The sequence below is a fragment of the Bacillus altitudinis 41KF2b genome, assembly GCF_000691145.1.
GTDB classification, from domain to species: domain Bacteria; phylum Bacillota; class Bacilli; order Bacillales; family Bacillaceae; genus Bacillus; species Bacillus altitudinis.
The window spans coordinates 143,118-162,042 of record NZ_ASJC01000001.1 but is presented as its reverse complement, the minus strand read 5'-3'; the positions used below and the strand labels follow the sequence as shown (position 1 = coordinate 162,042).

The 18,925-nt window shown below is 39.9% G+C and carries 28 protein-coding genes, 1 tRNA gene, 1 pseudogene and 1 riboswitch; of the genes and pseudogenes, 12 read left to right on the top strand and 18 right to left on the bottom strand.

The window, feature by feature from the left end; genetic code table 11:
• Positions 1-20 precede the first annotated feature (20 nt).
• A complete protein-coding gene (locus BA79_RS00825) occupies positions 21-344 on the top strand; it encodes a hypothetical protein (RefSeq protein ID WP_035700359.1) in 324 nt (107 codons plus the stop codon).
• Positions 345-512: 168 nt separating this feature from the next.
• Here BA79_RS00825 and BA79_RS19345 read toward each other — a convergent pair.
• The 7 genes and pseudogenes from BA79_RS19345 to BA79_RS00795 all read right to left on the bottom strand — a co-directional run.
• Positions 513-1,358 (bottom strand): annotated as a pseudogene (locus tag BA79_RS19345) (PBSX family phage terminase large subunit); the annotation flags it as partial.
• The gene (gene terS / locus BA79_RS19340) at positions 1,327-1,995 is read right to left on the bottom strand and encodes a phage terminase small subunit (protein ID WP_234898376.1); all 669 of its coding nucleotides are present in this window, start codon (positions 1,993-1,995) and stop codon (positions 1,327-1,329) included. The gene terS and the pseudogene BA79_RS19345, both read right to left, overlap by 32 nt.
• 47 nt (positions 1,996-2,042) lie before the next feature.
• Positions 2,043-2,210, bottom strand: a complete 168-nt coding sequence (locus tag BA79_RS19470; protein WP_165378828.1) for a hypothetical protein — start codon at positions 2,208-2,210, stop codon at positions 2,043-2,045.
• Between the two features lie 115 nt (positions 2,211-2,325).
• Positions 2,326-2,727 (bottom strand): hypothetical protein, encoded by a 402-nt coding sequence (locus BA79_RS00810; protein WP_035700356.1) that lies wholly within the window; start codon positions 2,725-2,727, stop codon positions 2,326-2,328.
• A gap of 73 nt (positions 2,728-2,800) precedes the next feature.
• Complete coding sequence (locus BA79_RS00805) at positions 2,801-3,304, bottom strand: hypothetical protein (RefSeq protein WP_035700353.1); 504 nt, start codon at positions 3,302-3,304, stop codon at positions 2,801-2,803.
• A gap of 155 nt (positions 3,305-3,459) precedes the next feature.
• Positions 3,460-3,915, bottom strand: coding sequence for a hypothetical protein (locus tag BA79_RS00800; protein ID WP_035700350.1), 456 nt, complete (start codon positions 3,913-3,915; stop codon positions 3,460-3,462).
• A 155-nt stretch (positions 3,916-4,070) separates the two neighbouring features.
• On the bottom strand, positions 4,071-4,655 hold the full coding sequence (locus BA79_RS00795; protein WP_051626165.1) for a hypothetical protein: 585 nt from the start codon (positions 4,653-4,655) through the stop codon (positions 4,071-4,073).
• Positions 4,656-5,168: 513 nt separating this feature from the next.
• Between BA79_RS00795 and BA79_RS19770 the strand changes: the two genes are divergently transcribed.
• A complete protein-coding gene (locus tag BA79_RS19770; RefSeq protein WP_255201842.1) occupies positions 5,169-5,303 on the top strand; it encodes a hypothetical protein in 135 nt (44 codons plus the stop codon).
• Positions 5,304-5,326: 23 nt separating this feature from the next.
• Positions 5,327-5,503, top strand: coding sequence for a hypothetical protein (locus BA79_RS18760; protein WP_080770808.1), 177 nt, complete (start codon positions 5,327-5,329; stop codon positions 5,501-5,503).
• A 131-nt stretch (positions 5,504-5,634) separates the two neighbouring features.
• Here BA79_RS18760 and BA79_RS00790 read toward each other — a convergent pair.
• From BA79_RS00790 to BA79_RS00780, 3 genes are all read right to left on the bottom strand, one after another.
• A tRNA-Val gene (locus BA79_RS00790) sits at positions 5,635-5,707 on the bottom strand.
• Between the two features lie 128 nt (positions 5,708-5,835).
• Positions 5,836-7,014 (bottom strand): cystathionine beta-lyase, encoded by a 1,179-nt coding sequence (gene metC, locus BA79_RS00785; RefSeq protein ID WP_007498948.1) that lies wholly within the window; start codon positions 7,012-7,014, stop codon positions 5,836-5,838.
• Positions 7,011-8,129, bottom strand: coding sequence for a methionine biosynthesis PLP-dependent protein (locus BA79_RS00780; protein WP_035700347.1), 1,119 nt, complete (start codon positions 8,127-8,129; stop codon positions 7,011-7,013). The genes metC and BA79_RS00780 overlap by 4 nt, the downstream gene beginning before the upstream one ends.
• A gap of 79 nt (positions 8,130-8,208) precedes the next feature.
• Positions 8,209-8,330, bottom strand: a riboswitch (SAM riboswitch).
• A gap of 220 nt (positions 8,331-8,550) precedes the next feature.
• On the opposite strand from BA79_RS00780, the gene BA79_RS00775 reads away from it, so the two are divergent.
• From BA79_RS00775 to BA79_RS00765, 3 genes are read left to right on the top strand one after another with little or no spacing between them, the layout of a single operon-like run.
• Positions 8,551-9,291, top strand: a complete 741-nt coding sequence (locus BA79_RS00775; protein ID WP_035700344.1) for an esterase family protein — start codon at positions 8,551-8,553, stop codon at positions 9,289-9,291.
• 52 nt (positions 9,292-9,343) lie between these two features.
• Positions 9,344-9,859 carry a YjcG family protein gene (locus tag BA79_RS00770; protein WP_017359656.1) on the top strand — a complete coding sequence of 172 codons (516 nt, stop codon included), beginning with the start codon at positions 9,344-9,346 and terminating at the stop codon, positions 9,857-9,859.
• Positions 9,860-9,865: 6 nt separating this feature from the next.
• Positions 9,866-10,300: a GNAT family N-acetyltransferase gene (locus tag BA79_RS00765; RefSeq protein WP_008348412.1), complete on the top strand. Its 435-nt coding sequence runs from the start codon at positions 9,866-9,868 to the stop codon at positions 10,298-10,300.
• An 83-nt stretch (positions 10,301-10,383) separates the two neighbouring features.
• On the opposite strand, the gene BA79_RS00760 is transcribed toward BA79_RS00765, so the two are convergent.
• A complete protein-coding gene (locus tag BA79_RS00760) occupies positions 10,384-10,641 on the bottom strand; it encodes a hypothetical protein (RefSeq protein WP_008348414.1) in 258 nt (85 codons plus the stop codon).
• 126 nt (positions 10,642-10,767) lie between these two features.
• Here BA79_RS00760 and BA79_RS00755 point away from each other — a divergent pair, with 126 nt between their 5' ends.
• Complete coding sequence (locus tag BA79_RS00755) at positions 10,768-13,077, top strand: ATP-dependent helicase (RefSeq protein ID WP_035700341.1); 2,310 nt, start codon at positions 10,768-10,770, stop codon at positions 13,075-13,077.
• A 16-nt stretch (positions 13,078-13,093) separates the two neighbouring features.
• Here the strand turns inward: BA79_RS00755 and spoVIF are convergent, their stop codons facing one another.
• The 5 genes from spoVIF to BA79_RS00735 form a co-directional block, all read right to left on the bottom strand.
• Positions 13,094-13,351: a sporulation-specific transcription regulator SpoVIF gene (spoVIF, locus tag BA79_RS00750; RefSeq protein ID WP_008348417.1), complete on the bottom strand. Its 258-nt coding sequence runs from the start codon at positions 13,349-13,351 to the stop codon at positions 13,094-13,096.
• Between the two features lie 136 nt (positions 13,352-13,487).
• Positions 13,488-13,625 carry a YjcZ family sporulation protein gene (locus BA79_RS18755; RefSeq protein ID WP_008348419.1) on the bottom strand — a complete coding sequence of 46 codons (138 nt, stop codon included), beginning with the start codon at positions 13,623-13,625 and terminating at the stop codon, positions 13,488-13,490.
• Between the two features lie 84 nt (positions 13,626-13,709).
• Positions 13,710-13,931 (bottom strand): hypothetical protein, encoded by a 222-nt coding sequence (locus tag BA79_RS00740; protein WP_008348420.1) that lies wholly within the window; start codon positions 13,929-13,931, stop codon positions 13,710-13,712.
• Between the two features lie 84 nt (positions 13,932-14,015).
• Positions 14,016-14,144, bottom strand: a complete 129-nt coding sequence (locus BA79_RS19765) for a hypothetical protein (RefSeq protein ID WP_008348422.1) — start codon at positions 14,142-14,144, stop codon at positions 14,016-14,018.
• A gap of 71 nt (positions 14,145-14,215) precedes the next feature.
• Complete coding sequence (locus BA79_RS00735) at positions 14,216-14,566, bottom strand: DUF1360 domain-containing protein (RefSeq protein ID WP_035700339.1); 351 nt, start codon at positions 14,564-14,566, stop codon at positions 14,216-14,218.
• A gap of 177 nt (positions 14,567-14,743) precedes the next feature.
• Between BA79_RS00735 and BA79_RS00730 the strand changes: the two genes are divergently transcribed.
• The 5 genes from BA79_RS00730 to BA79_RS00710 all read left to right on the top strand — a co-directional run bounded on the left by BA79_RS00730 (position 14,744) and on the right by BA79_RS00710 (position 17,379).
• Positions 14,744-15,130, top strand: a complete 387-nt coding sequence (locus tag BA79_RS00730; protein WP_007498962.1) for a spore coat protein — start codon at positions 14,744-14,746, stop codon at positions 15,128-15,130.
• A gap of 44 nt (positions 15,131-15,174) precedes the next feature.
• Positions 15,175-15,510 carry a hypothetical protein gene (locus BA79_RS00725; RefSeq protein ID WP_008355377.1) on the top strand — a complete coding sequence of 112 codons (336 nt, stop codon included), beginning with the start codon at positions 15,175-15,177 and terminating at the stop codon, positions 15,508-15,510.
• Between the two features lie 88 nt (positions 15,511-15,598).
• Entirely contained in the window at positions 15,599-16,084 is a 486-nt protein-coding gene (locus BA79_RS00720) for a spore coat protein (protein WP_008348431.1), read from the top strand.
• 147 nt (positions 16,085-16,231) lie between these two features.
• Complete coding sequence (locus BA79_RS00715) at positions 16,232-16,723, top strand: CotY/CotZ family spore coat protein (protein WP_008348432.1); 492 nt, start codon at positions 16,232-16,234, stop codon at positions 16,721-16,723.
• A 212-nt stretch (positions 16,724-16,935) separates the two neighbouring features.
• Positions 16,936-17,379: a CotY/CotZ family spore coat protein gene (locus BA79_RS00710; RefSeq protein WP_008348434.1), complete on the top strand. Its 444-nt coding sequence runs from the start codon at positions 16,936-16,938 to the stop codon at positions 17,377-17,379.
• 37 nt (positions 17,380-17,416) lie between these two features.
• On the opposite strand, the gene BA79_RS00705 is transcribed toward BA79_RS00710, so the two are convergent.
• Both BA79_RS00705 and fabI read right to left on the bottom strand, forming a co-directional pair.
• Complete coding sequence (locus BA79_RS00705) at positions 17,417-17,992, bottom strand: CotO family spore coat protein (protein WP_017359659.1); 576 nt, start codon at positions 17,990-17,992, stop codon at positions 17,417-17,419.
• A 113-nt stretch (positions 17,993-18,105) separates the two neighbouring features.
• A complete protein-coding gene (gene fabI / locus BA79_RS00700; RefSeq protein ID WP_035700334.1) occupies positions 18,106-18,882 on the bottom strand; it encodes an enoyl-ACP reductase FabI in 777 nt (258 codons plus the stop codon).
• Between the last annotated feature and the right edge of the window lie 43 nt (positions 18,883-18,925).

Sequence of the window (18,925 nt, the reverse complement as noted above, 5' to 3'; positions counted from 1 at the left end):
TAAAAGGATGGTGACTATATATGTCACAAAATCAATTCATTCAGTTCCAAAAAGCCAATGGTTTAGACGATGAAGACGTTCAATTCCTCATCACTCTCTCAGGAGCATTTTGCACCTGTGAAGAAGAAAACAAAAAGGCATATGATATAACAAAGATAGCGTTCATTAGACACTTCGGTGAAGAATTAAACCTTTCAGATATTGAAGGAAACACTAGAGAAGAATATGAAAAGATCATTGATCAATTTCTAAGCAAGAAGGATAAAAAAATCAATGTGGACGAGCTTTTACAATCTTTTTATGATGCAGATATGATGGATGGATTAAAAAAGAAATTCAATTAATGGCCTTGGTTTGAAGGTCTTTTTTATTGCCATCAATTACATATAGGCACCTCTCTTTAGAAATACTTGAACATGGAGGTGTTTATAGTGAATGAAAGAAAAAAGAAATTGGAATAGATTGAAGATTACAAAGTAGTTGTTGATGATATTGGCCAAAAAGACAAATTAATTAATCTTATCCTCAAGACGTGGTTTAGGGTTGCCGTCTTTATCTGTTTGATAATCAATGTTCTCAAATTCACGGGCTAAATTTGGTGTTCTCAATGGATCAATGACTATTTCATCTAAATCACCAAGCCATTCCTCACCATATTGAACCGAGTCAGGGCCTTTCTTTGCTCCTGAAACCCTTCTAATGCCGTGTTCCTTTTTAAGCTCGGCTATACTTTTTGGTTCAGCGCTATCGGCTGTAATCTCATTGCTTTCATAGCCTTTTGATTTAATCCACTTTGCTAGTTCTCTGTTAGAAACTTTGTGATCATATAATTCATCAAGTACATATATTTTGCTTCGCTTCTTGTCATAATGCCATCTGACGAAAGCAAGCGGGTCTGGACCATAACCAAAGTCAACGCCTTGACGTATATTGTCAAAGGAGCGGAGCATATCATCAGTTATGCTGCCTTTCTTGATTTGAAGGTTATCGAATGGAACAACGCCAGTTCCGATCGCTTCCCCAAGATATTCCCATCTATACTTCTTTTCGTTTTTGGCTTTAGTTTCTTCAGCCTCATTAATAAACGCTTTTGATAGATGAGGGTTGTCTAGGTATGTTGAGTGATGAATGTATGTGTTATCGGCAGGGAAAGACGTTTCATACTTCTTGTTAACCCAATTTTGCTTACACTTTGGCGGGTTATAAGTGTAATAGAACGTATAATCAAACTTCCCTGCTCGTTTACGTGGGTTCTCTGTCTTTATTTTGTGTGTTAGTTCTTCACGTAGAACGGAGTTCATGATGGTGCTTACTTCCTCATCTGACTTAAATTCTGCAAGCTCTTCTATCCACATGACACCGACGCATCTGCTCCAGTTTAAGCCGGCTTTCGTCTGTCTCATGGGCTATGTTGTCGAATTGCTTTATTAAGCCCCTAAGCTCAGACATTGCCCTAGATTGAGCGTTTAGGAATGTAGCATGACGATCCCAAGCGAATTGAAATTCGTATTCTTCTTCTTCAGTTTCTTTTTCTTCAAGGTCACCCTCATGAAAAACATACCGTGCTTTTTTCAGCTCTTTAATCATTTCGTCTTTGCTTTCAACGAACATTATTTTCTGTGCCCGCACAATTGCTGTGAACTGGATTTGTATTTGTTCCCAAAGTAAATCAACAGGTGAAAACTCCTGAATGTCCTGCATGATCTCAAACGCTTCTGCTGGCATGTGCTTTGAATGAAATCCATGCGTCTTTGCGTTTTGGTTTCTTATTGGTGCTGCTCCCCCGCTATTACCTAACGCATTAACGTTACCGGGTTGACCACCCTTTTTTGTGTGCACACTTTTTCTTTTGGGTGCACCCTTTTTTCTTTCCCAACCATGCCGCTTTTTCCATGATTTTATGGTGTTGATCGACACCCCGTATTTCTCGGCAAGGTCCTTGTATTTCATACCTTTGACGTAATCTTTCTCCGCCTGAATGTGCTTCGATTCCATTTACATTCACCTTCCGCCTCCTTCTGATTGCGTTTGTTTCGGGATCTTTATTTTTTTACTTGGTGCTTGATGAGGTTGTTGTACTCTTCAAACCACTCAAGAGTAATTTCTGACCTTGCTGATATTCTTCGTTCAATAGCTGCTGCTATATCTTCTGTTCTACGTTCATCATGTAACCACTTAGGAATAACACCTAAAGGCGGTTCCGTTGTCATGTCATTCACTCCTTTAATTTGTTCACTCTAAACTGCCGCCGCACTCTACCTTTAAGCCGATGCTTGGTGTAAAGAATTATCGGAAGCAGTTTACAAAAAACACCCCGAAGGGTGCTTAAATTAGTTTGTAAAGTTCTTTAATTGATTTAGCATAGTTGAATTCATGAGCTTCATTACAATCTTTTGAATCAAATTCAATCTTTTCACCGTTCTCAAAAGTAAAAGTCAAATTAGCTTCTCTTCTTCCACTAAAAGTAAGATTTTTTTTAACAATCCTACTCTTATAGAAATCCAAAGCGAATCGTTCCTCTTTTTGTTTGGCAATGAGTAAACCAGATTCTAAGAAGAAATAATGTTCGGCACTATTGATATTGAAGGGGTTTTTAGAATAAATAAATTTAATTTCATCTCCCTCAATAAATTCATAAACTCCTTTAGCCATAATCTCATAATAGTCATAATTTGTGTCCGTTATGAAATTTTGAAAATGATTTTTAAAGATCTCAACATATTCCATTTTTTCACCTCCCACCTTTTTATCGGCAGAAAGCGAACACATGGAACTATTCGCATAATTTGTCGAACGAAATTCACTCTTTTTCTTTCTGTTTCCTAGCGTGGACTTGCTCAAATGTTATTAACATGGCATTTGCATAACCTCTGTTCTTTCTGTCCTTATTAAGGAAAAATAGAAAATAAAAAAGCGTACCGCCTGTAAGGAGAATACCAAAAAAATTTATTACTTCACTTAATCTAGAAAGCATTACAAGAAATGCTACGAATAAAGGCATAATTACATTTAGATACCTTCTGTCAGGAGATAAATTATTATCAATTTGAGTAAATCTTGCTATTGCGAATTCTAGACATTCAATGTTTAAATCAGAGAGTGATGAGACACTTTTTATATAATCTTTCTTTGCTTTACCTTGTTTAAACTCTTCAAAAAAATAAGAAAGTAATTCCTCATTTCGGTAAGTGTAGATGACATCTTCTAACTCCATTAACTTTTTTGAGTAAATTTCATCATCTATTTTTTTTATTTTTTCACTTCGTATTTTATTTTTTTTTGCGTGTTTCTTTTTTTTACCCAACTCTACTCACTCCTCAATATCATTATCGGATAAGATTGATAAAGTTGAGGAGTCTACGAAATTTGTCGAACGAATCCCAAGCTCGCAAGGCAAGTGAAAATATATTAATTTGTGGTGACACGTGAATATTACGCCTCCCCGTCCTGCCTTCCATTTTACACTACGGATTTTTCCTCTTTCAACAAGTGCACAAAGTGGCAATATTGGCATAATTGGTCGATGATATTATCTTTCATCTGACGGACCTTTTCACGAGACAGGCCCAAGTGAAGCCCAATGGCACGATAACTCATACCTTCCATCATGCAGTCATAGACCACACGGTTCTTTTCTCCTTCGATTTTACTTGCTGCTGCCTCTATTGCATATACACGCTCTTCAAATTCACGAAGACGTTTAAACAATCTTTCTTCCCTCATATCCATGTCACGCAATTCAGCTTGACTTTTTCCTTTGCTCCCTTTCGGTAAGGTTGCCTCGATGCCGTATTGAGCAACGCCCCAGCTGCGCATAGGAATGTCGGTGCCATATAAAACACGCTGGAGTCGCTGAACCTCTTTCGTCATCCAGTGATAATTGTGAATGAGTCCTTCAATCTGTTTTTTATTCATGGTGCCACTCCTTTCTAAGAAATAAAAAAAGGACACCAATCAGCACCACTAAAAGGTGTTGATCAGTGTCCGCAGGCTCTCCGTCTTGGACTATTTCAAACAATCATGTCTGTCACACTATCTAAATACTTTGAAACCATACAAAAATACACAAATCAAGCTGATTTGTTATTTTCTTCTTCGATATCTTTTATACAAACCTCAATCATTTCCTCTATAAAAGATAATCTGGTTTTATTACCTGAAAATAAAAAAGTGATGTTAATCAAAACAAACACAAATAATAAGGTTATAAATATATAAGTCATAATACTATTCATAAGTGGATTAGCTTCAGGATTACCAAAGTAGTTAATAACAGCTTCTTGTCTGATAACAAAAACAAATAAAGGACCTGAAATTAATGCAATTAATGTTTGCATAATTGTTGCAAAATTCCCCTTACTGTTTTTAGCCCTTACATATGCTTTGAGCATCCTTAGTTTAGTTAAGTCATGTTTAGTATATGTTAAGAGTTGTTTACGAAAGTAATCTAAATTTTCCATAAGATCTTCTTTATTAATTTTCTTTTTTTTAGTTTCATTTAGAAATTGATCTTTATTATAAAGAATCGGAATATCTAACCATTCATATATATTTTTAGGTACTTTCAAATATTCGGGGTTAATTTTAAATAATGATTGTATGATAAATGCATACATTAATAAATAAATTGAGAAAACCCAAAAATTATATGACAAAGTATTATCTACAAGCACATTGATAGCATTGTTATAATCATAATAATAAATAATATGCCTATCATTGCGACGTAAAAGTTTATTTTTTTAAAAATTTGATTAATCTTATCTTTAAAATATCTCAAAACAGAAACACCCCTAGTATCATAAAATAGTTTCATCAAGCTGCGATTTAAATACTTGCTTAAAAGAGAACGCTAATAATTATTGTTGACTATAATCACCTTTATACATTTTACTCAAAAATTGTATATTTTTATAGAATTAAATATATAAATCTCAAATTCAGAGTTTTAACTAAGCCTCTAGCTTAAGTATACTTTTAAAAAAACGAACGCAAGTTCTTATTTTAGAGTATAATATGTTTATTCCCGTACCTTGAAGGCATGACGGATCTTAGAAAAAATTTCGCTATAGTTTAGAAATGCACAAAGCAGCTTCGGTTTCGTTTCAATGCCTGAATGGTATATGGAAGATTTACAGAACTATTATTTGTGGTGGAGGAAAGAAAAAATGAAAGTTGGTGAAGATTGGGAAGGTGGAACTTTTGAATTCTTATTCCACAACGGAAGTGGAAAACCATTTTATTATACAACCCCAACTGCTCGATGGGATAAGTTCAGAAAGAAAGCTGAGATAAAAAAATAAGACTTCATGATCTAAGGCATACAATGGTTACTCTTCTTATTGAAGCTGGAGCTCAAATGAAAGCCATACAAAAAAGAACTGGTCATGAAAGCCTCAAGGTACTTTCTGATACCTATAGTCATGTGACAGAAAAAGTTGATAAAGATACAGCTGATAAATTCGATGTATTTAAAACAGCTCGGAGCGAAACCGCAAATTAATTTAAATAATTTTTAGGCCATTTGATCAATTTCATAACTTTTTTTGAAAGAATGGCCCCACAAGTCTAAATCTTTGTTTTATGAGAAAAGATAAAAACAAAAAAACCCTTGCTACACAAGGGTTTCAACAATGATTCCGACTGGGCTCGAACCAGCGACCTCTACCCTGTCAAGGTAGCGCTCTCCCAGCTGAGCTACGGAATCGGGTTATGTATCAGTTCTGGGCTTTCTGTTACTGACAGTCTCTATTATATAACCATCATCGTCAGACGTCAATGGTTTTGTTCAAAAAAGGCACAAAGCCGGTATCTGCACCGGCTTTTCACTGACTTTTATGATTGGTTCACAAGAGCTGGCTTTAGTTGATCTAGTGCTTGTTTGAAGTCCCTTTTGAGGTCTTCTCCGTTTTCTACGCCCACACTTAATCGAAGTAAACCATCCGAGATACCTCTTTTTTCTCTTTCTTCTTTTGGCATAGCGGCATGGGACATTTTGGCCGGATAGGAAAGAATGGATTCGACTGCTCCGAGGCTGACGGCGAATACAGGTAATGTGACGCCATCGACCAATTCTTTGACAGCCGCTTGGTTTTCTAGTTCAAATGAAAGAACAGCACCTGCACCGCTCGCCTGTTTCCGCTGAATGTCTGCCCCTGGGTGATCATCTAATCCTGGGTAATATACTTTTTTGACCGCAGGATGTTCTTTTAGGAATGTAGCCAGTTCTAATGCGGTTTGACTGGCTTTTTCTAATCTGACTTGAAGGGTCTTTAATCCTCTAAGCACAAGCCAGCAATCCTGTACGCCAAGCACCGCGCCGAAGGAGTTTTGCAGCGAATAAAGTTCGTCTCCTAGCTTCTCATCTTTCACCACGGCTAAGCCTGACAGTACATCACTGTGGCCGCTTAAAAATTTCGTTGCGCTGTGCAGAACAACGTCAACACCAAGGTCCAGCGGACGCTGAAGCGCAGGCGTTAAAAACGTATTATCTAAGAAAGTCAGACAGTCATGTTCTTTCGCAATCTGTACGACACCTTCAATATCTGTAATACCGAGTGTAGGGTTTGACGGTGTTTCCATGTAAATGACTTTTGTATTTGATTGAATGCCTTGTTTCACTTCATTCAAATTGGTCATGTCCACAAAGGTATGCTCAATCCCAAATCTTGAAAGAACTTGGGTGATCATTCGGAAAGTCCCGCCGTACACATCTCTTGTGACAAGGACATGATCTCCTTTTGATAATAGAAGAAAAGCGGTTGAAATGGCTGCCATGCCTGACGCAAAGGCAAGCCCTCTCGTTCCTCCTTCTAGCGCTGCAATGGTATCCTCTAATGCCTGACGTGTAGGGGTGCCTGATCGGGAGTAGTCATATTGACCAAAGTCATCGAAGCTGCTTTGGTGAAACGTCGATGCATGTTGAATCGGCACACTGACTGCACCTGTTGAACGGTCTGTTTTAAACGCATTATGAACGAGTTGTGTTTCTAGTGTCCAATCGTGTGTGGTCATTTCGTATGTACCTCCTCTTTCACATTTGATAGTGCCTGTTTCAGGTCTGCTTTTAGGTCCTCCACATGCTCAATCCCGACTGAGAAACGCAGCAATTTGTTACACACACCGTTTGCGATGCGAATCTCTTCTGGGATGTCCATATGGGTTTGCGTCGCTGGATACGTGATGAAGCTTTCGACTCCGCCAAGGCTTTCAGCAAAACAAATCGTTTTCAGCTTCTTTAAAAATGGATTGACCCAGTCCTCTTTGGCTACTCGGAATGACAGCATGCCTCCCTTTCCTGGGTAAAGCACATCTTGAATTTCCGGCTGCTGCTTTAGAAAGTCAGCTAATTCCTTCGCATTAGCTTCGTGCTGGCGCATTCTCAGCGCCAATGTTTTCATTCCTCTCATTAAAAGCCATGAGTCAAATGGAGATAAAACCGCTCCGATGGCGTTTTGATGCTGGAACATGTCTTCCGATAGCTGCTCCCCATTTGTGACGACAAGTCCGGCAAGAACATCGTTATGTCCGCCTAAATATTTGGTTGCACTATGAATGACAATGTCTGCTCCGAGTGTAATCGGTTTTTGCAAGACGGGCGTATAAAAGGTGTTATCCACAATGACCAATGCACCGTGATCTTTTGCGATTTTCGCAACCTTTTGAATATCCGCTTCCTGCATGAGTGGGTTTGTTGGCGTTTCAATAAAGACGGCTTTTGTATTTGGCGTCATTTTAGAGCGTAAACAGTCTTCATCTGAAAAATCATCATAAACAAAGCGCAGTCCGTACTTTTTCCATTCGTTTTCAAATAGACGGTATGTACCGCCATATAAATCTGATGAAACAATGAGTTCATCCCCGCTCTCAAACAGCGCCATGATCGTTTGGATGGCAGCCATTCCCGAACTGAAGGCAAAACCGGCCGTTCCTTCTTCGAGTGAAGCAATCGCATCTTCTACAAGCTGCCTTGTTGGGTTTTTCGTCCGAATATAATCAAATCCTGTTGATTCCCCAATGCCTCTATGTCTGTAAGCTGTTGAAAGATAAACGGGAGGACTGACAGTACCAGTCACCTCTTCGCTGCGGTTTCCAATTTGCGCTAACTTCGTTTCCACATGTTCTGTCATTTGACACCATCCTAAGTAAAAATCTAATTTCAAAACAGAAAAACCCCTTCTTCATAAGAAGAAGGGGTTTAATCGCTTCCTCTTATCTTCCAAGCAAAAAAGCTGCTTGCTGGATTTAGCACCTTGGTACATCACATGAAGTGATGCATACCGGTTGCTGAGGTTTCAAAGGGCCAGTCCCTCCACCTCTCACGATAAGAATGTGTTGTCTGTCTGTTCTAATTCTTAATACTGTAACGCATTAAACCTCATTTTTCAAGGGGAAATGTAACGATTAATTAAAATTTTCTGTATTTTGCAGCAGATTGAATGTCAGCCAATTTGATTGCATGTTAGCATATAGGAACAACACTGTTTTTCGTGTTACAATGAATGGAAACGTTTCACTTATGATGAATTTGGTTAGCTGGAGGAATGGATTATGGTGAAGAAAACAGGCATCATTCAAGAAGAAACCTTACAGTCAAAAGAACTTGGGGCAGATATGACCATTTTGATTTATTTGCCAGTTAATTACTCCCCCCTTTATACATATCATGTCATCATTGCACAAGATGGTCATGATTATTTCCGTCTAGGTAAAATAGGCAGACAGGCGGAAGAATTAATGCAAAACAAAGAAATGGAACGCTCGATTATCATTGGTGTCCCATATGAAAATGTGACTGAAAGGCGAAATACGTATCATCCAGACGGACCAAAGTTCGAGGCGTATAAACGCTTTTTGGCAAATGAACTAGTTCCGTATATTGATGAACACTACCCAACGTATCAAGTTGGATCAGGTCGTACATTTATTGGTGATTCATTAGGTGCTACGATCTCACTTATGACAGCCATTGATTATCCTTCGTTATTTGGTGGACTGATTTTGCAGTCTCCTTACGTGGATGAGTCGGTTCTGCAAGCAGTCAAACAGTCATCATCCCTTGCTCACTATGCCATTATCCATCAAATCGGGTTAGAAGAAACAGCTGTGAAAACGACAGATGGGCAAGTGCTTGACTTTATTCAGCCGAACGAAGAATTAAAGATCCTTTTGGAGAAGTCCGGTGCGGATTATTTATTTGAGACATTCGAAGGCGATCATAAATGGACGTTTTGGCAGCCGCTCATTTCACCTTCGTTAAAAAGAATGCTCCCATATTCGTTAATCAACTGAATTTTGTTATAATAAAAAATAATAAATACTTTCTTAATCAGGAGGGAACATGATGAAATACGGAGTTGTTTTATTTCCATCAAAAAAATTGCAAGACATTGCGAACTCTTATCGGAAACGTTATGATCCGAACTATGCACTCATACCACCTCATTTAACATTAAGAACACCTTTTGAATTAACGGATCTAGAAGCAGCTGAGGTCGTCTCCACCTTGCGAGAGTACGCAAAAAATGCTTCTCCTATTACGTTACGTATTAAAAAATTCAGTTCATTCGCTCCTGTAAACAACGTGATTTATATGAAAGTAGAACCGAACGAAGAATTAATGGCTCTCAATGAGAAGTTGTACACTGATCCGCTTGCTGGTACACCTGAATATGCATTTGTTCCGCATGTGACAGTGGCTCAAAAGTTATCAGACGATGAGCATTCAGACGTTCTAGGCACATTGAAGCTGAGAAAAATTGACCACGAGGAAACGGTTGACCGCTTCCATCTTTTATATCAATTAGAGAACGGTTCTTGGACCGTTTATGAAACATTTATCTTAGGAGAAGAGGGTTAAAGACATTTGAATACAGTCATCGTAAAAGAACAAACACAACGAGAAGATGCTTATTATGTTCGAAAAGAAGTTTTCGTAAAAGAACAAGAAGTCCCGTTAGAGATCGAAATTGATGAACTTGAGGACGAAGCCATTCACTTTGTCATTTATAATGATGACAACAAACCACAAGCTGCTGCTAGACTGCGCATAATTGAAGGTCATAAGGCAAAGCTTGAACGAATTTGTGTATTAAAAGAGGCGCGCTCTTTCGGCCTTGGCCACCAGCTTTTAGAAGCACTTGAGTCTGAAGCGATGGCAAACGGGGCGAAAGAAGCTGTCATGCATGCACAAGTCCAAGCTCTTCCCTTCTACGAAAAGAAAGGCTACAAAGCCGTTTCAGAACCGTTTGAAGAAGCAGGGATTACACATGTCAAAATGACAAAAACACTATCCGTTTAACGAAAATAAAAAGCCAGGGCATCATGGATGCCCTGGCTTTTTATTGATTCCATCTCGTTCGCTCAGGAAGAAAGCGCAGTCATTTAGACGTAAGTATTGATATGAACGCCCTTACCTTCTTCCATAAACATATCTCGTACAAAGCGTTCCCGCTTTTTTTGCTGTACTTTCGTTTCCGCTTCTGTCACTAAGTCCTCTTTTTTCTCCAGCTCTCTGTATACCTTGTCATGAAAGGTGCGGGTGACCTTCGTCACTTTCGCATAGTCTTCTTTATCCTGAGGAGCAGGACGATTGATATATTGAAAATACAGATCCGGCTGAATCGGGGCTATATATCCCATCAAGAACGCCTCCTTTGCTTCTCTTCTACTCTACTATTCCCTAATTATGACTGTTTGAAACACGCCTCATTTGATATGATTAGATGTGTTTCTTTTTAACATTGATTGACTATTGGAGGACTAGCTTTGAAATGCGCACGACGACATGATCGAACGATCTCATTACATACATATTCGAGAGAACACTATCAATTCCTCCATGATGAGGGCAAAAAAGGGCATTTATCTTGCCCATATTGCGGACAACCCGTCCTTTTTAGATTAAATATACATGAAGAACCTGCCTTTATCCATAAGCAAATATCTCAGCAAGAGATTTGCGAAAAAAGAGAACAACAAGAGGAAAAGAAACCGGCTGAACGAGAGGAACATGCATCCTACAAAGAACTTGGCGGCTTTCGCTTTCCAACCGGCAAACAGATCATCTCACAAACAGAAGAATCGTGTGACTGGCAGGAACCACGGTCCATTCAATTTGGCGAAACCTTTCATTTAGAAAAGAAAGAAGAAGTGCATACCATTGACCTCTTTCCACACATCACCTTTAGCGCACCGCAGCTTCAAGCTGTCACACACAAAGACGGTCCGATGCTTGTGCTGGCTGGCGCCGGTAGCGGGAAAACAAGGGTACTGACAGCAAGAGCTGCTTATCTGATGTCGCACCATCAAATCCCTGCTCACCATATCCTGCTCGTGACCTTCACCACAAAAGCAAGCAGTGAAATGAAAGAAAGACTGCGTATGCAGTATCAGCTTCATCCTTCACAGGCGAGCCAAGTTGTGACAGGCACATTCCACAGTCTATTTTATAAAATGTTGCTTCACGATGATCGGGGCAAATGGAACGGACAGCATTTGATTAAATTCGACTGGCAAAAAGAGCAGTATATTCGCAAAGCGATCATGCATGAAGGACTTGATGAAAAAGACTATCCAACCGATCAAGTGCTGCAATCAATCGGCTATTGGAAAAATGCTTTTTTGCCAAACGAACTTCCTGAGCTGAAAGATGAAAAGGAAAAGCAAATGTGGACAATCTATCAGTCATACGAACAGCAAAAGCGTGAAAATCAACAATTTGACTTTGATGACATGGCGATTGCCTGTTTACACATGCTGAATAAGCAGCCTGAATTGCTCAAACAATATCAAGAACGATTCAAGTATATTTTAGTAGATGAATTTCAAGATATTAATCCCGTACAATATCAATTAATCCAGCTTTTAGCTGGAGAATCCGAGCAGCTATTTTGTGTAGGCGATGATGATCAAGCCATCTATGCATTTAGAGGAAGCAATCCTGCTTTTATTCTTGACTTCAAACAGGACTATCCTTCGGCCAAGATCGTCCATTTACATGCAAATTACCGCTCTCATCATACGATTGTCGCAAGTGCAGACGCCATTATTAAGAAGAACCAGCATCGTTACGAGAAAACGTTAAAAGCCGTTCGCGTGGAGAAAATTCCGCCGACTCTTTTTTATCCATATGACGAGGAAGAGGAAGCGACCATGATCGTAGCAGATATTCAGGAGAAAATTAAAAACGGTGCGAAACCGAATGACTTTTGCGTGCTGTTTAGAACGAATACGGGAGGCCGCGCGATTTATGAACGTCTTCATCAATCGGCGATTCCGTATCAAACCGATGCTGGCGTAAAAGCCTTTTATAGCAGAAGAATTGTTCGGGTGCTGCTCGCTTTTCTTTCGCTAAGTCAGGATGCAGATGATGTCGCCGCAATGAAGCTGCTGCTGCCCGTTTTCTTTTTAAAGCAGCAAACACTGAATACCCTGAAGGCGCTGACCATTACGGAAGATTGTTCTATGGTAGAGGCACTTGGAAAGCTAACAGACATTCAGCCGTTTCAGCGCAAAAAACTGCAATCGATCGTTCCCCTGTTTCGAACGTTAAAATCGTTAAAGCCATCTAAAGCTGTAGCGTTTATTGAACAAAGGATGGGACTTGGTGATTATTTAAAAAAACGTGTGAATGATACGAATGTGCTTGAAAAAGGAACAGATGATGTACGAGATGTGAAAACAGCGGCGAAACGTTTTGAAACAATTGAAGCCTTCCTCGCTCATGCCGAACATATGAAATCTGCTGAAAAGGAAAAATCAGATGAACCAGGCGTTCAGCTCATGACGATCCACCGTGCGAAGGGACTAGAATTCCAAACAGTGTACATCACGAGCGTGGTTGATGGGGCGCTCCCTCATGACTTTGCACTTGATGAGCTGAGAAGCGGTGATGAAGAAGCCATTGAAGAGGAGCGGCGCTTATTATACGTTGCCATGACGAGAGCAGAACAATCCCTTTATCTATCCGTTCCATCATATAGAAGAGGAAAAACTGCTCACCGTTCCCGCTTTTTGTACCCTCTTTTAAAGAAAAATCGTGAATTATTCACACAAAAACAACAGGCCCCCCTTTAAATGGAGAGCCTGTTGTTTATTTTTTGTTGTTCATCATTTTAGCGATTGTATTAAAATCAAGCTTTTCTTTTCCACTTGTAATCGATTGAACGATTTTGTCTTCCATTTCTTTAGGTACACGTTTGTTTGCAAGCTGCGCCACTTTTTTAATGACACCTCGAACGGTATTCTCATCTTTAAAGTTCGCGTTTTGCAAAGAACCTGCAAGCTTAAAGACATCATTCATATTTACACCTGTTTTATTTTCCACGCTTTTAAAGAATTTATTATCCATTCCTTTGCCTCCTCTTTGTGGAGTAATCACCTTACTATATGAAAATAGGCGAGATATGTGCCTATCCTGCTGCCTTGTTAGCAAAGAGAAAGGAAAGCAAAAGGCTTCCCTATTGCTTCCCTCACCTTCTTACTGTTTAGTTAAAGAAAGAAGCACCAACGATGATTAGAAGGATGAAAAGCACGACGACAAGAACAAAAGTTGAACCATAACCGCCGCCGTAGCCGCCGCCATAACCTCCGCAATAACCGCCACCGTAACCGTAACAACTCATATTTTAGCACCTCCTCTTCTCCCTTACAAAATATGAAAAATACATGAAATGGTTTGGACGATCACATAAAAAAGTGCGGAATTTTTATTTCTGCTGTTTAAAGACGTAATCTGCCTCTCCATGACGGATCATGAATGCTTCTGTTTCTTTCGCAAAAGTATCCATTTTCTCGCCAAATGCTTTTAAGTGCTCTTCAAGATCCTTCGCTTTATTCGCTAGATCCATTTCAGCTTTTTCGTGCGCTTGCTCTTTCCCATCATGGGGTTTAGTGAACAAGGAACCGATTAATTGTTCGAATGCATCCATTCTGGTCACCCCTTCTCTCTTACATATGCATCACCCAAAAAAAGGGCAACAAAAAAACCGGATAAATCCGGCTTTTGTTTTTCTCTATTGAGGTTTCTTTTTCTTCCCGCAGCCGCAGCCCGTCTTCTTGATTTTCTTCGTATATACAGATTGTTGATTTGACTGCGCTGGATACCCTTGAAGCATATGTGACGGTGTTTCAGTTGGTTTCATCGCAACCCTTCCTTTCCTATTCCATGTTAGTATATGCATTTTCTTTAAGCGTGTCTGATCAGAATGCCTGTTTATTTCACAAGCTTCGACACGACTGCTTCAATCAAGCCTGCTGCGGCGGCAATCGCTAATAGTAAATTAAGCCACATGCTGATGACAGGAAAAAATATGTATATCAGTAGTAAAGCAGCAGTGCACCACATACCCGTACACCAATAACAGCTTAACAGCTCTCCTATCCAAGATCGCAGTCCCTTCCCCTTAATGACGATATAGGTCTCGACTTCACCTTGTTCGTTTACCTCTTCTTGCTCTTCATGAAATAGACGGCGAAAGGGGGCTGTAATCGTATCAAACACGATCAATCTCGTCAGCCTAAAGGATGCGAGGGCAAATATAGCAAATGACAAAGCGCCGCTCATGGAACCTCCACCTCCTTCATTCTTCTTTTTCCGTCCTTTCTTTATATATGCAAAAAGAAAGACCGCCATGATGAATCGAGTGCAAATAAAATTGGGTTGTACTTTTTCATGCTTTCCGATTCCACCTTGAGCCTCTGCTGCATTAAATAATGTATAGATAAGAAAGGAGTGAAAGTATTGTCTATTGAAGAAAGTGCTGATTTATTATACACACAACTGTTAAACGAATTAATCAGCAATTATGATGATTTCATCGAGATCAAGGATTCCGAAAATGTCACGATTCATAAAACAGATGTAACAGCCGCACTCTCCCTTCAAGCGACCGTAACGACAATCATTACTCTTTTAATTCAAATTCTTGTACCAGATGATGAATTGGCTGCAGACATCACAGAACAGCTTTTAGCTGCACAACAAGTGACAGTTCAAAAGAAAACAGTGATTCAAATCATCAATTGTTATAACGTCACGATTACATTATCTGATGCATCCATTATGAACTCCGTACAAATTCTCACTCAAACACTGAATGTACTTTTAGTTGAAGCCGGCATTCTTTGACCCTTTCTTTTTCTAACATCATGTATGAAAGAGGTGAAATAATCGTGGCTGAAGAGAACGAAAAAAAGGAGTTTCAAATCAACACTGATGTTGATCCATTAACAAGCCTTCTTGTGAGTGATATTTTAAACAAAAATAATGTCACAGATGATCAGAAAGCAAACCTTTCAGAAGATCAAAGAAGGATGATTTTGAAGCTGGTTCAGGATTTACAAAAGAAAGCAGATGATTTCGTACAGCAGCAGCAAGAGAAAAAGCGTCAGGCAGAGGCAGCAAAACATGCAGAAGAGGTCGAGCCTGAACCACAAGTGCGTCCTAAACGAAATTCACTTCGAGATCGTATCCAGCAGCGCCGTCAAGCGCAGCAAAATAACGATTAAATAAAAATGGGTTGCCTGCTAGGATAAATGCCCGAGACAAAACCAATCATTCCAGCATTTAATAAAGTAAACGGAAGGAGGAAAAGAAATGGATTCTAAACCATACTCTTGGGTTGCTCTAGATCGTAACTGTACACACCACGGCGATTACCATCATAACTACGAAAGAAAAGCAGTTTGTGACGGCCACTATTATGATGATGAAGATGTTTTACAAGACTTTGATCAAGTGAGTGTCACAAAGCAGACATCTGAGGAAGTCATTATCGTTAGAGATTCTTGTGACATTAACGTCTCTTCTGTTGATGCACAGGTTGCAGCATCTATCCAAGCAGCTGTTCAAACAGCGATCATCACCATTACAAACATCTCAATCGCTGATGGTGACCTAGCTGACCGCGTCACGCAAGATCTCTTACAAGCAGCTAGCCACAAACAAACAAATCGTCAGAAACTTGTTATCGAAAACTCTAGAAACGTTACAGTCTCTACAATCGATGCGGACATCTCTATTGCCATCCAAACACTTACACAGACACTTGTTGCGACGATCGTTGCAATTGGTATCCTCTAATGTACAAAAGCAGAGCGAAAAGCTCTGCTTTTCCTTTTTCTAAAAATACAACAAAGATAAATAGTCATTTACCCACACCAACTAGAGGGCGCATACATATGTTGTTAAGGACTAAAGTCAAATACCTTGTTAAAGGAGCTGAAATCCATGAGCTGCGGAAAACACCATGGCCGACATGATGAAAACTGTGTATGCGATGCGGTTGATAAGATTTTAGCAGAGCAGGAAGCTGTAGAAGATAAATGTCCTACGAGCTGCTACAGTAATTTATTAAGCCCGACAGTTTCTGGAAAAGATACGATTCCGTTTTTACTTTTTGATAAAAAGGGCGGATTGTTCTCTACTTTCGGAAACATTGGAGGATTTGTTGACGATTGCCAATGCTTCGAATCCATTTTCTTCCGGGTTGAAAAATTGCATGACTGCTGTGCCACATTATCTGTATTAAGACCTGTTGATGTACACGGACATACGTTAAGCGTTTGTCACCCTTGCGATCCTGACTTCTTTGGTTTAGAAAAAGCGGACTTTTGTATCGAAGTTGATTTGAACTGTTTCTGCGCGATCCAATGTTTAAATCCAGAACTTGTCGACAGAGTCATGCCAACAAAAGATAAAAAGCATCATCACCACGGCTAAACCAATCGCCCGCTCATCTATCTTGTCATAAGTCAAAGCATCCCCTTCCTCACGAATGACAACCAATCATGCGGAGCAGTCAGCAAAAGGCGGCCGCTTCCGCATTGATTGACATTAGATGCATCAACCGGCGAGACACATAATAAAGCTTATAGATGATGATGACAGTGCTCAAACACTCAAACAAATTTCCTTGTATAGGAGGGTTGAATATGAGCCGCAAACATTCATGGAACTGTGTAGCAGAGGCTGTTGAAAACATAAACGACTTACAAAATGCCGTCGAAGAGGATTGCCCGACCAGCTGTTACAGCAATCTCCTTTCTCCATCACATTCATTAGGTGACACTGTCCCATTTGTTCTATTTACCTCAAAATCAAAACCATTCGTCGCATTCGGAAACGTCGGAGAAGTAGATGCCGGCCCTTGCTTCAGCACTGCATTTTTCAGAGTCGAACACATCTCTGATCACTGCGCAACACTCAGCTTGCTTATTGCATTTGACAAAGATCGTCATATTTTAGATTTTACAGATAAAGATTCCGTATGTGATGTGTTCCGTTTAGAAAAATCAAAGTATTGCATTGAAGTAGACCTTGACTGCTTCTGCGCAATCGAGTGCTTAAATCCAAGACTCATCAACCGTAGCTGCTAACAAAAAAAGTCCCGTTATGGGACTTTTTTTATGTTCATTAAAAACCAAGTGGATGAATAGAAGAAATATCACCAATTGCTAATTCCACTGGATTACCGCCGCCTGCCGTGCGGATGACCACCATATTGTCTTTTCTCTCCATGATGATTCCTCTATATGTTTTTCCATCGGCTTCAATGAGGCAAAGCGCTCTCGGCATATTATGCGGCAGACTTGTAAGAAAATCGACTTTCTCCTCGATATTCATTTGGCTTAACGGCTTCTTCACTCGTTTTCTTCTTGGTTCTTCTTTTGTTTCATGAAATACGCCTTCTGGCTGTTTTTCTTGTTCTTGTACTGGCTCTCGATTTTGTGAATCATCTTTTTCTTGATTGATCTCCCGCTCTTGCTGTAGTGCAGGCGGCTCTTCTTTTTTCTGCTTTACTTCCTGTGATACAGGTTCTTGCACGCTCTCGTCGATTGCATCCTCTTTGGCGCTTTTATTGGTTTCTGAAGGTTTTTCTGACTTCTTTCGCTTTCTCACAATATTTTGCATGGCCGGCGCTGATTCATCATAGCTCGGCTGAACAATATACATAAGCGGCTTTTGATTCTCATCACCTTTATTTGACATACTGATCCCTCCCGAATGATTCATTCCTTATATATATGAGAGGACACCCCAAATCAGAAGAAAAATAAAAAACAGCATACCAGTGATTGGTATGCTGCAAATCAATTATTCGTTTAGCGGGCAATGATATGGAAGCCAGAATCAACATGAAGATTCTCACCTGTCATGCCGCGCGATAAATCACTGAATAAGAATAGTGCTGTATCGCCAACTTCTTCAGGAGTCGTTGTACGGCGAAGCGGTGCACGCTCTTCAATATCCTTCAGGATCGTATTAAAGCCGCTGATTCCTTTTGCAGATAACGTACGAATTGGTCCAGCAGAAATGCTGTTCACACGGATGCCTTCCGCTCCAAGATCATTTGCTAAGTATTTCACACTTGCTTCAAGGGCTGCTTTTGCTACACCCATGACATTGTAGTTAGAGACAACGCGCTCTCCGCCTAGGTAAGTAAGTGTGACAATGCTTCCGCCTTCTGTCATGAGCGGACGTGCTGCTTTTGCTACAGCTGTTAGTGAATAGGCACTAATGTTGTGCGCTAAAAGGAAACCTTCACGGTTCGTGTTCAAATATTCACCGACAAGCTCTTCTTTGTTCGCAAATGCAATCGCATGTGCAACACCATGGATGACTTGTACTTTTTCTTTAATCGTTGCAAAACATTTTTCGATTTCTTCATCACTTGTCACATCACAAGGAAGAATAATGGAATCATCACGCTCTAGCGTGCTTGCTAGCTCTTTCACTGATTCTGCCAGACGATCTCCAACATAAGTAAAAATCAAACGAGCTCCTGCTTCGTGAAGTGAACGAGCGATTCCCCAAGCGATGCTTCGTTTATTGGCAACACCCATCACCACAATATTACGGCCTTCTAAAGAAAAGTTCATATGTATTAAAGCCTCCTATTTTTTCAAGACATAGTATTAGTAC